Origin of the sequence: Psittacicella hinzii (assembly GCF_003585885.1) — a bacterium.
Classification (GTDB): domain Bacteria; phylum Pseudomonadota; class Gammaproteobacteria; order Enterobacterales; family Psittacicellaceae; genus Psittacicella.
The window spans coordinates 36,698-49,110 of the sequence record NZ_NRHC01000016.1 but is presented as its reverse complement, the minus strand read 5'-3'; the positions used below and the strand labels follow the sequence as shown (position 1 = coordinate 49,110).

Sequence of the window (12,413 nt, the reverse complement as noted above, 5' to 3'; positions counted from 1 at the left end):
GAGGATTACAATGCCTAACGCTATTTCTTTGAAAGATATTGTTGAAGGTTTAGCACGTGCTGATCTATTAGATAACCGTTTCATCCCTTATCAAGAAACTAGCTTAAGAACCTTTAAAGCAATCAAAGATATCCAAGATAAGATTAACGCTAATCTTAAAGATTTTCTTCTTGAAGAAGAACGTATCAAACAAAAACAATCTCATGAATTAGCTTTAAATCAAGAAATCGCTAATCTTATCGTTATTAAAGAACCTAAAATAGATGGTTTAGATAGCGATAAAGAAAAGGAGCTTAAAGTTGCAAAAGCTAGCCCTAAAAAATTAGGGCTAACTTTACTTGAGACAAAAACCAACCCGCTTGATCTTGCAACAGGAGATTACGCTGGTGATGAGCAATATCATCCTGCCCCACAAGTATTATGTGACCTTTTTGCCTACGCTAGGTTGCCTTTTGCTTCCCAAGATATTTTCTTGACAACAGACACAAGAAGATTAAGCGAAATTTCTACTGAACAAATTGCAGGTTTCTTTGTTCTTGATAGCACACGTTTAACTAAAGAAGAATTAGCTTCTATCGCATTAAAACGTAAAAATTGTGTAGTTTTTATTGGTAACCTTACTACAGAGCTAGCTGATTTTTGTTTTAACCAATCTATAGGTAGAGTTATTCCAGTAACCGATATCTATCAAGCTTTAGAATTTGTTGCAGGATATTTACGCATACACCATAACCCACTTACGGTTGCTATCACAGGATCATCTGGGAAAACTTCAATAAAGGAAGCTATTGCTCATATCTTTAGTAAATACTATGAAAACCGTGTTATTTCTACAGCAGGAAATTTTAATAATGAATTAGGAGTTCCTATTACATTATTAGATTTAGCTAATGCCAAAGTTAAGTATGCTATTTCACCTGAAGTAGCTGTAGTTGAGCATGGTGCTAACCACTTAGGAGAAATTTACCATACAAGTCTAATTTCTCGTCCAGATATAGCGGTTATTAATAATATTCAACCAGCCCATACAGAGGGGTTTGGTGGCTTAAGGGGAGTTTCTTTAGCTAAAGCAGAAGTTTTTGCTAATCTAAACTCTCAAGGAGTAAAAGTAATAAACTTAGATTCTTATACTAATGATTTACTTTTTGCTCGCCATAAAGAACAAACTTTACTAACTTTTAGTGCTGAAAATAACCTAGCTGATTTTTATATTGATAAAAAATCAATAAGCGCTTTTGAAGGACAAACCTCTTTTGATTTACACATCAATGGTTTTGAGTGTAAAAGAGTACATTTCCCTAAAGGAAATGCTTATTTAACCAAAGAGATTTTTGTTGATCCTCAAGTAGTTAAAATTCACACTAATTTAAAAGGTACTATTGGAGTATACAATGCAACTGCTGCATTGATTACATGTCTAGCTGGGGGGATTCCTTTAGATCACATTCTTTATGCTTTAAAAGATGTACCAATTCCTTCTCGCAGAGATAAAACTATAGTTACCGAAAAAATTACTTATATTGACGATAGCTATAATGCTAATCCTGGATCAGTTTTAGCTTCATTAGAAAATCTGACTAACGAAAAAGCTGATATCAAAATTTATGCTTTAGGAAACCTAGCTGAATTAGATTATCAAACTAAAGTAGACTTTTTTACTGAAATATATGACAAATATATTTTTGGGCAAAATAATAACTTTTATTTAATATCTAATTTAACTTTTAGTTTAGAAAAACCTAAAGCTTTAGCTGATGAAAAGCTATACGTCTTGCCTTTCAATAAATCAAACAGATTTGTCTATGTGCTAGAAAGACCTAATATAGTTGCTAGTAAAGAAGATTCTTCTTATTACAAACTTGCTACCCAAGTGTTTGAAATCTTACAGCAACATAATAATAGAACTTTTGCTATCACCTTTAAAGGCAGTAACTCTTCAAAAATGAATTTGTGTATGCTAGAACTTCTTTCGCTTATAAAAGAGAATTTTAGCAACTATGAACAATACATTAACCAAGAGTTAATTACTTACGTTAAAACTAATTACCAGAGAACTCTGTAATATAAAAAATTATGTTTGACATTAATTTGATTAATATGCTCCTCCTATGCATGCTTGGAGCTTTTATCGTTTCTTTTCTAATCTGCTTAATTGCAGGTCCTTATTTAATTAAAGCTTTACACAAGCTTAAATATGGTCAAAGTATTCGTTTAGATGGTCCTGAAACTCACTTGAAAAAACAAGGAACTCCAACTATGGGTGGAGTTATGATCATCTTAGCGGTAGTTGTTTCGGTACTACTTTTTGCCCCTTTAAACTCTCTAAATTTATGGTTATCACTATTTGTGTTTATTGGGTTTGGAGCTGTAGGTTTTGTTGATGATTACTTAAAAATCAAACGTAAAAACTCAGATGGTCTTAGTGCAAAACAAAAATACTTAGCCTTATCTTTAGTATCCTTAATTCCTATTTTTATTCTGTACTTTGGTACCGATAGAGAAATAAACTACATTCTAAATATTCCACTATTTAGTTGGCAACCGTATATTGGCTTCTTATTTATTCCACTAGCTTACTTCACTGTAGTAGGAGCTTCAAACGCAGTTAATTTAACTGATGGTTTAGATGGGCTAGCTATTATCCCTACACTATTTTGTGCTGTAGGTTTTGGGCTAATCTCTTTACAACTAGGACTTATCGACTCTTTTATGCTACAAGAAAGCTTTGATACGTTGAGCTTAACTGTTCTATGCTCAGCTCTTGCTGGTGCTTGTATAGGCTTTTTCGTATTCAACTGTTACCCAGCTCAAATTTTTATGGGTGATGTTGGTTCTTTAGCTTTAGGTGGCTTATTAGGTTTCTTAGCAGTTTTAGTACGCCAAGAGATTCTTCTCGTAATTATGGGAGGAGTTTTTGTGGTTGAATGTTTATCTTCAGCAATTCAAATGCTATGGTTTAAATATACTAAACGCAAATATGGCGAGGGTAGACGTGTCTTCTTAATGGCACCTTTACACCACCATTATGAGAAAAAAGGTTATGCTGAAACAAAAGTAATTGCTCGTTTCTGGGTAGCCGCATTCTTACTACTGCTAACTAGTTTAGTTATCTACTTCTCTGGTTTTAAGATCATTTAATTAAATTTGACGTATAATATAAAAGACTAAATAATTTTATTTAGTCTTTTATTTATGTCTCTACTTTTTCAACCGTATCCTTATGTCCTTACAAATATCACGTAAAATTAATATAGGTATTGTTGGGGTAAAAAAATCAGGTTTTGAAACAGCTAAGTTTCTACTTACTAATCAAGATCACAATCAATATCAAATTACATTATTTGATGACAAACCTGATTTTGAATTAATATCTATTTTACAATCAATTAACAGTAGTGTTAGTTTATATCCATTAAACACTCCTGAAATACTAGCGCAGCAGAACTTTTTAATTGTTTCTCCAGGTATTCCAAAAAATCATCAAGCATTTACTCTAGCCTTAGAAAAAGGAGTTAAAGTAATTGGTGATATTGAGCTATTTGCACGTGTAAAAAATGAGTCAAAAGATCCAATCTTTCGTAATGCCCCTGTTATTGGGATTACAGGATCTAACGGTAAAACTACCGTTACAGAGCTTACTACTCATATTTTAAAACACTTAGGTTACAATGTTGCAATGGCTGGTAATGTAGGCATTCCTATCATGTCTACTTTAAGTGAAACATTTAACTACTATGTTTTAGAACTTTCGAGCTACCAACTAGAAACCACGAAAAACTTAAAGCTTCGTGTCGGTACTATTTTAAATATAACACCGGATCACTTAGATAGATATGAAAGCTTTAAAGAGTATTCTGAAGCTAAGCACCACATATACGACTTAAGTCAAAGTCTGCTATATAACAAAATAGACCAGAATACATGGCCTGGAAATGAAAATGCTAAAAAACACATGACCGCATTTACTTCTGATCCAGTAAATAACCCAGCTTCATATTTTTATGATCCTAAAAAGAAAACATTAAACATTCCTGCTCTTTACGGTAATGCTAGTTCGATATCATATGTTTCAATTCCTGTTAAAGATTTCCAATTACAGGGATTACATAATTATGAGAATATCCTAGCTGCTATAGCTTTAGTACGTTTAACCTTACAAGGTCATTCAGAGCAACAAGATAAATTAATCTTTGAAGCTGCAAAAAGTTTTAAAGGATTACCACATAGATTTGAACTTGTGCACACAGCTAACAATGGAGTACGCTTTATTAATGACAGTAAAGCAACTAACATAGGTTCAGTTGAGTCTGCACTAAGATCTATTGATCTGCATGAAAATGGTAAGCTTTATCTTCTCATGGGTGGAGAAGGGAAAAAACAAGATTTTAGTGAGCTGGCTCCAGCTGTAGCTAAAATTAAAAATATTGAAGTACTTTGCTATGGACGTGATGCTGAAGAAGTTGCAAAATGCGCTTCTAACGCACAAGTTTTTAAAGAGGGTACTTTAGAGCAAGTAATGAACCATATTGCTCCTCAACTTAAAAGTAACGATGTTGTACTTTTAAGTCCAGGTTGTGCTAGTCTAGATCAATTTAAAAACTACGAACACAGAGGGCAGGTTTTTACTGAAATTGCAAAAAAGTATCAAAAACCTAGTAGATTTAAGCGTATTGGAGTTAAAACTCTAAATACTGCCCAATCATTTATTCATAAATTAATCTATCTAGGTGAAAAAAATCATAAAGAGCCATATGATATTAAGCTTTATGATGGCTATCTTTTAGCTTTAATATTCTCTATCTTTGGCTTAGGTATTATTACGGTATTCTCAGCTTCTACTTATATGACAGTAAAGCAAACTGGTGCTATATTTAATCCTAAGCAAGCCTTACTAATGGTTATTGGGGTTGGTGCCTTCTTGACCTCCTTGTGTATAAACTCGTCATTATGGCGAACTTTACTACCGCTTATGTCTATAGGGACAATTGGAGCACTCCTCTTTGTACACACTTTTGGGCATTCCCTTAATGGTGCTCAACGATGGATAAGTATCATGGGTTTTACGTTCCAGCCTGTGGAATTAGCAAAACTTTGTACATTTATCTACTTATCTCACTATTTAGTTGCAATTTCGCAAGATAGGAATTTTAAGCTCATAGATATGCTAGGCTTTACTTGCTTTTTAGCAATAATGTCTATTTTGCTTTTACTTCAACCTGACTTTGGTTCGACTTTAATGTTAGGTGTTATTAGTACAATTACTATAATTTACATTACCCCTAACTTAAAGACCCTAACTTACCGAGCAGCTCCATTTATTATAGTAATGGTAATTTTATTAGTAATCTTCGTTACTAATAAAGCCTACTTAATGAATCGTATTACAGGTTTCTTAGATCCTTATTCAGATCCTTATGGAAAATCATATCAAGTTATTAACTCTATCTCTGCATTCTCTCATGGAGGATTTTGGGGAGTTGGACTTGGAAATTCTATTTTTAAATCTGGGTATCTAACAGAAGCAAATACGGACTACATATTAGCAATCTTTGGAGAAGAATTTGGTTACATAGGTATAATTATTTTAGTTACGCTTGAAATCTTACTTTTCTTAAGAATGTTCAAAATTTCTCATCAAACATTCTTTATCTATAAAAGACCTTTCCAAGCTATTTTAGTTTTTACCTTTGTACTGTGGTTAGCATATCAATCGTTATATAACTTAGGCATGACCGTAGCTTTTCTACCAACAGATGGTAGTACCCACCCATTAATATCTTACGGTGGATCGTCATACCTAGTGACTTTTACCGCTTTAGGTATAACCATGCGTGTTGACTATGAAAACCGACTTATCGCGAATGGACATACCTTTAAAGAGGGACGTTCTCAAGATATAGTCTTAAGCTTTTTCAATTTCCTCGCGGAAAAATTCTCTAAAGATAAAAAATTCAAGCACCTTAAAAAAGCACGTAAAAGTAAACCATGACTTTAGTCATGGTTTACTTTTTATGAATTATTTAAGCCATTTATTCCGATAAGTACAGAAAGAACTGCAAATTTGTAATATACTATAGACCTGTAAATAAATTCATCAAAATCTATTTTTTAGACTATGACAACAAAGAAAAAAGTTCTTATAGTTGCTGGGGGTACAGGAGGGCATATCTTCCCAGCTCTTGCTGTTGCCCAAAAATTATCTGCTGAAAACGTTGACATTTCATGGGTTGGAACTTCCGATCGCATGGAAAATGATATAGTGCCAAAATATGGCTACCCTCTTCATACTATCAAAATTGAAGGTATAGTATCGCGTGGATTAAAAGCTTGGTTAAAAGCACCATTTACTTCACTCAAAGCAGTAAAAGATTCTATAAAAATCCTTAAAGAGATCCGTCCAAACGTAGTGGTAAGTTTTGGAGGATATGTGTGCGGTCCAGTTGGGATTGCAGCAAAATTATTAGGCATTCCTCTAATTGTTTTAGAGAACAATGGAGTAATAGGTCTAACTAATAAAATTTTAATGAAATTTGCAAATTTAACACTATTTGCCTACCCATTACCACAAGCTAAAAAACCAGAATATATTGTTGGTCAACCTCTAAGAGAAGACTTCCAAAAGGTAAATAGCGAAGATAACCTTCGCCCTCTTTTAGAAAAAGCTAAAAATGAGTTCATTGAACTTAAAAACTATTTAGCTAATTTAGATAAAGAATTTACCCAAGATCTAGAATATAACGAAGAAAACTTTTCTAAGTTATATAGTCTTTTAGATAGCAATGAACAAAAAGACTTTGATCATTTAAGCTTTCAAAAACAAAAACTTAATATCTTTGCAGTTGGTGGATCAATAGGTGCTCGTATCCTTAATGAAAACCTTGCTCCAGCTGTTAAACTCCTAGCTGAAAAAGATATTTATGTAGATCTTGTACAGCAGGTTGGTAAAAATAACTTAGCTAATGTAGAACAATTAGCAAAAAACTTAGAACTAGACAAAGTTGCAAGTAGTTTTACACCAATTGAATTTATTGACAATATGATAGAAAGATACTTAGCTAGTGATCTAATCATTTGTCGTTCTGGTTCTATGACTGTATTTGAGATTGCTAGCTGTAATCGTCCAGTTATCTTTGTCCCTTTAGCTCATCATAAAGACCAACAACAACTTCTTAATGCTAAATACCTAGTCGACCAACAGGCTGCTCGTGTAATTTTAAATAAAGATTTTAACTCGCAAACACTTGTAGAAAATCTGTTAACCTTAAATTACAACAAGCTTTACCTAATGGCTAAAAAACAAACTACTTTAGCAACTCCACAAGCTACAGATAAAATTACTGCATTCATAAAAACTTATTTTTAATCAGCTATATGAATAACCAATTTATTAATCAAAACGCTACTACCCAAAGAAAACGTATGAAAATCGATGGGTATATCCACTTTATTGGTATTGGTGGCGTAGGTATGTCTGGTATTGCCCAAGTATTAAATAATCTTGGCTACCAAGTTTCAGGTTCTGATATAGGTAAAGGACCTACTATTGATAATCTTAAAGCAATGGGGATTATTATCTACCCAGAGCACAAAGAAGAGAATGTAGAACAGGCTGCTTTTATTGTAGTCTCTTCTGCAATTAAAGAGTCTAACCCTGAAATAATTGCGGCTCGCCGTAAAGGTATACCAATTATTCGTCGTGCGCAAATGCTTGCTGAAATCATGAGATTTAGACATGGTATTACTGTGGCTGGTACTCATGGTAAAACTACAACAACTGCAATGTTAGCTACAGTTTTCACCCATGCAGGTGTAGACCCTACATTTATCAATGGTGGAATTGTAAAAAGCGCAGGAAGTAATGCTCACTTAGGTAAAGGGGAATACTTAATTGCCGAAGCAGATGAATCTGACGCTTCCTTTTTACATTTAACTCCTTTTGTATCAGTTATTCTAAATATTGAAAAAGATCATATGGAAACTTACAATGGTGACTTTAACCGTATGGTCGATACTTACATTAACTTCTTACACAACATTCCATTTTATGGCACAGCCGTAGTTTGTTATGACTCTCCTGTTATTAGAGATATTATCCCTCGTATTAGCCGTAAAACTATAACTTACGGATACCATGAGGGGGCTGATTATCGCATTATCTCTTATACTCCAGGTGTATTTAAATGTAAGTTCTCAGTACTGACCCCTGAGCAAGAAGTTCTAGATCTAGAACTCTCTGTTTCAGGAAAACACAATGCTTCTAATGCAACTGCAGCTTTAGTTGTTGCTTTACACGAAGGCTTACCTTTAGAAAAAATCAAAGACGGCTTAAAAGCTTTTACCGGTGCTGGTAGACGTTTTGATAAAATTGGTGAATACCAAATTGACGAGAAGCGCAAAGCGTTATTTATTGATGACTATGGACATCACCCTACAGAGTTAGAAGCAACTATTGCGACTGCAAGAGAAAACTTCCCTGATCGTCGTTTAGTTATGCTTTTTGAGCCGCATAGATATTCTCGTACGATTAATTTATTTGATGATTTTGTTTTAGCTTTAAGTAAAGCGGATCAAATAATCCTTTTAGATGTGTATCCGGCAGGCGAAGAACCAATAGTTGGTGCTGATTCTCAAAGCTTATCACATGAAATTCGTAAACTTGGGAAAGATTGTATTGCTATAGGTAACAATGATTTAACCCAAACTTTAAATCTTCTACTTCATGATAATGATGTAGTTTTCTCACAAGGAGCTGGATCTGTTTCTCGTAAAGTACATACAGCTTTAGCTAATTCAGGTTGGAAAAAATTGGGTTAATTATTATGCAATATACTCTGGAAGATTTAAAAAATTATAAAATTGCCGTTCTATGTGGTGGCACTTCAAATGAAAGAGAAGTTTCTTTAAACTCTGGTAAGTGCATTTATGATGCTTTAAAGTCTAGCTCTCTAAATTTAGATGTTATCTTATTTGATCCTAAAAATGAAGATTTAAGTAAATTAAAAGAGCTAGGTGTTAACTTAGTTTTCAATACTTTACATGGTAGATTTGGTGAAGACGGACAAATTCAAGGGTTCTTAGATGTTTTAGGAATCAAATATACTGGTTGTCGTGTCTTACAATCAGCTTTAACTTTAAATAAACTTTTTACCAAAAAGATCTGGTTACAAAGCAACGTTTCAACACCAAAATCTATCTCTCTAAAATCTCACGAAATTTTAGATTCAAGAGAAACATTAGATATTGATCATATTATTGCAGAATTAGGTCTACCTCTCTTTGTCAAACCGAATCTTGAAGGTTCTTCAATTGGTATTAGCAAAGTTAAGGATCGTGATAGCCTATACAAAGCGTTAGAAGTTGCTGCAAAAATTGATAAAGATGTTATTATTGAACAATATATTAATGGCGGTGAATATTCTGTACCTGTATTAAATGGTAAAGCTTTAGCTGCTATTCAAATTATTATTGATTCAAAATACGAATTCTACGATTATCAATCTAAGTATATTGACCATTCTACTCGTTATGAGTGTCCTGCAAACTTAACTGCAGAACAAACTAAACAAATTCTTGCTCTTGCAGAGCAAGCTGCTAAAACTATTGGTATTAATAGCTGGTGTCGTGTTGATATTTTAAGTAATGACAAAGGTGAGTTCTATGCTTTAGAAGTTAATACTAATCCAGGAATGACAGAGTATAGTCTTTTCCCTATGGCAGCTAAACACTGCGGAATGAGTTATCAAGATCTTTGTTTACATGTTCTTCTAAATGCAATTAATGACGTTGAACTTGGTTAAGAAATAGAATAATTTTGGTATACCATGAGAAGTTTATTAAAATCAAAACTATTTTATCTAAGTCTTTTACTCTTATTAGCTTTAGGTATTTTAGTAACGCAAAGTAGTCGAGTTAGCTCTTTCTTTGCTACCAATCCAATGAATAAATTTCAAATTAACAATAATTTGCAATTTACTGAATCAGAGGATATTTTAAAGGCTATAAATAGTTCTGATAATGAGGACAAAGGATACTTTAAATTTAATACAAAAAATTTAGTAGACACTTTGAAAAAATACTCTTGGATTGATTTTATTTTAGTAAACAAGGTGTGGCCTCAAACAGTAAATATACGTCTAGTTGAGTATAAACCCTATGCTATTTGGACAGATGGTTTAAAAGTTGGCTATATTACTGATAAAGGAAAATTATTCTTTAGCCCCAAGCAACAAGAAGTTAACTCTGAGTTAGAAAATAAAAATACCACAATGCAGTCTTTAGATTTAAATACTGATAAAATTCAAGAGGGTATCCCTATTTTAATTTCCAATGAGTATTACATCCAAACTGCATTAAATTATTGGTATCAAATTAAAGACGACTTAGAAAACTCTAATTTACAAATCAAAGAGATCAGGGTTGATTCCTCTGATGCTTGGCAAATTCTACTAAGCAATGGAATTCTCTTAAATCTTGATTCTATTGATATCAATGCAAGCATCCGTCGCTTTTTATTAGCTGCAGAGCAAATAAAAGTTCCACAAGGATATCTAGTTAGCTATGTAGATCTTCGTTACAACAATGGAGTATCAATAAAGTTTATCCCTGAAGGTCAAGCTAAGACTTCTCTTATCTCTAGTTTAATACCTGGTAAGGGTGGGGAGAATCTTTATAATGCTAACTTTACTTCTGAACCTGTAAAAGGCGACTACAAAGATGACTTAAATTAGTAAAAAAGGTAGGTTATTTTTTATAAAACCTACCTTTTTTATGATTAAAATGGGAATTTATGCACATTTTTGACAAAAAGTAATAGTTAATAGTCATAAATGTTGTAAAATGATAGTAGTATTTTTCTAACTTTTTAAATTTATTTAATTTAATTAAGTTAATTTTTTTATTTACTTAGTTTTTGAGCTAAATCTTAAAAAATTTTTATTGATTTTAGCTGTTACACTCATTAGCAAATATCCCTTTGAATTGTGGCAAAAAATAAAGCAAAGAACTTGATTTTATCAATCCATATTGACTCTTCTGAAATCAATTTAGCTGCTGGATATGTTGAAAATGAAACGGTAAATCTCTTAGCTTTAAAAAGAGGAATCCTCCAAGGAATTAATTTTGGTAATATTACCAACAAAGATTTATTTACTCACTCAGTTGTAGAGAATATTCAAGATTTTCTTGATAACCATCTTAAAATCGAGAATCGAGAAAAAGCTAAAGATTTAAATTTAGATATCGCTGATGACAAATTAGTCGTAAAAAGAATCTCTTACAATATTATTGTCTCTGAATTAAGAAAACAATCTCCAATTCAAACTCACATTTTAAAAGAAATTCTTAAAAATTACTTTTTTGCGGATGATGTTATTTTAGGCGATGAGGTTATTTTCAAATGTACAGCTGACACAGCAGCTACAACCTTACTAGTTGATGAGAATCAAGTAAATAAACCTTATTTAATAAATATAAACTTATGCTATAACTCTACTTGGATTAACTTTATAAAAGATCAAAATGACTATTTTATTGAGTCTCTTAGTGTAGAAAAAGGTTTTAAAGAAATCGTTAATAGCATAAATAATAATCCAAAAATAAAAAGACCTTTACCTCTTGAAGCTGTTTATAACGGCTTAAGTGGATTTAATTTTTTAGTTACTAGATCTAAACATAACTTTAGAATTCCTTTATTTAATGTAAACTTTACCATTAGTGATACTGAAGAGTCTATTGTTTTACCTTTACAAGAAGTTTTTCATCTTTGCTATGACAAATTGAAAGAACTTGATCGTGATGGTTTAAGATTTACCCCAAACTTTTTTAATAAAGTACAATTAAATATCATGGGGTATGGAGCAGATTTACAAGATGTTTCAGCTGTTGCTTCTTTAGTCTTCTCAGAAAGACTAGAAAATGAAATTGAGTACTTCAATAAACAAAAAGAAGAAAAATTAACTAGCAATGGTCAACAACTTGAACAAACTTCGCTTAACCTAGTTACAGGGATGCAATATTACTCACATAGCTTTCTTCCATCTGCAAATCTAAAATCTAGAACTCTAATCTATTACACTAGTGAAGAGCAATTAAAAATTGAGCACAAAGTGTTAAAAGTAAGCAATAAGGTTTACTTTAGACCTGGGATCTGTTTTAGTTTTAGCCATTTTATGGTTGATAATGCTGGTAGAGAATGCTATAAACTATATCAAGCGACTAGAGATCAATTTACTACTTCTTTTGGATTAATTTACAATTTCCACTTAGCTAGACCTAAGCCTATAAAAGTAGGGTTCTTTGAGTCTCTTTTAAAATTCTTTAAGATGTAAGTAACTATTTTTATAACTTATATCTGAAATATAGTAAAATAACAGGGTAAAAGTTTATTTACTTCGTAAATTTTATTTTTAGCCTAA

8 protein-coding genes are annotated in these 12,413 nt (G+C 32.3%); all 8 read left to right on the top strand.

The window, feature by feature from the left end; all coding sequences use genetic code 11:
• The first annotated feature begins 10 nt into the window (after positions 1–10).
• The 8 genes from CKF54_RS01445 to CKF54_RS01410 all read left to right on the top strand — a co-directional run bounded on the left by CKF54_RS01445 (position 11) and on the right by CKF54_RS01410 (position 12,326).
• The gene (locus CKF54_RS01445; protein ID WP_119524508.1) at positions 11–2,062 is read left to right on the top strand and encodes a Mur ligase family protein; all 2,052 of its coding nucleotides are present in this window, start codon (positions 11–13) and stop codon (positions 2,060–2,062) included.
• An 11-nt stretch (positions 2,063–2,073) separates the two neighbouring features.
• A complete protein-coding gene (gene mraY / locus CKF54_RS01440; protein ID WP_119524507.1) occupies positions 2,074–3,138 on the top strand; it encodes a phospho-N-acetylmuramoyl-pentapeptide-transferase in 1,065 nt (354 codons plus the stop codon).
• Between the two features lie 82 nt (positions 3,139–3,220).
• Positions 3,221–5,989 (top strand): UDP-N-acetylmuramoyl-L-alanine--D-glutamate ligase, encoded by a 2,769-nt coding sequence (murD, locus tag CKF54_RS01435; RefSeq protein ID WP_119524506.1) that lies wholly within the window; start codon positions 3,221–3,223, stop codon positions 5,987–5,989.
• Positions 5,990–6,115: 126 nt separating this feature from the next.
• Complete coding sequence (gene murG / locus CKF54_RS01430) at positions 6,116–7,363, top strand: undecaprenyldiphospho-muramoylpentapeptide beta-N-acetylglucosaminyltransferase (protein WP_119524505.1); 1,248 nt, start codon at positions 6,116–6,118, stop codon at positions 7,361–7,363.
• A 56-nt stretch (positions 7,364–7,419) separates the two neighbouring features.
• On the top strand, positions 7,420–8,814 hold the full coding sequence (gene murC, locus CKF54_RS01425) for a UDP-N-acetylmuramate--L-alanine ligase (RefSeq protein ID WP_222987473.1): 1,395 nt from the start codon (positions 7,420–7,422) through the stop codon (positions 8,812–8,814).
• A 5-nt stretch (positions 8,815–8,819) separates the two neighbouring features.
• On the top strand, positions 8,820–9,797 hold the full coding sequence (locus CKF54_RS01420) for a D-alanine--D-alanine ligase (RefSeq protein ID WP_119524571.1): 978 nt from the start codon (positions 8,820–8,822) through the stop codon (positions 9,795–9,797).
• Between the two features lie 24 nt (positions 9,798–9,821).
• Entirely contained in the window at positions 9,822–10,727 is a 906-nt protein-coding gene (locus CKF54_RS01415; RefSeq protein ID WP_119524503.1) for a cell division protein FtsQ/DivIB, read from the top strand.
• A gap of 276 nt (positions 10,728–11,003) precedes the next feature.
• Positions 11,004–12,326: a hypothetical protein gene (locus CKF54_RS01410; RefSeq protein WP_222987468.1), complete on the top strand. Its 1,323-nt coding sequence runs from the start codon at positions 11,004–11,006 to the stop codon at positions 12,324–12,326.
• The last annotated feature ends 87 nt before the right edge of the window (positions 12,327–12,413 follow it).

Coding starts and splice junctions, on each gene's coding strand:
- CKF54_RS01445 (WP_119524508.1), top strand. CDS start 11: ATGCCTAACGCTATTTCTTTGAAAGATATTGTTGAAGGTTTAGCACGT.
- mraY (WP_119524507.1), top strand. CDS start 2,074: ATGTTTGACATTAATTTGATTAATATGCTCCTCCTATGCATGCTTGGA.
- murD (WP_119524506.1), top strand. CDS start 3,221: ATGTCCTTACAAATATCACGTAAAATTAATATAGGTATTGTTGGGGTA.
- murG (WP_119524505.1), top strand. CDS start 6,116: ATGACAACAAAGAAAAAAGTTCTTATAGTTGCTGGGGGTACAGGAGGG.
- murC (WP_222987473.1), top strand. CDS start 7,420: ATGAAAATCGATGGGTATATCCACTTTATTGGTATTGGTGGCGTAGGT.
- CKF54_RS01420 (WP_119524571.1), top strand. CDS start 8,820: ATGCAATATACTCTGGAAGATTTAAAAAATTATAAAATTGCCGTTCTA.
- CKF54_RS01415 (WP_119524503.1), top strand. CDS start 9,822: ATGAGAAGTTTATTAAAATCAAAACTATTTTATCTAAGTCTTTTACTC.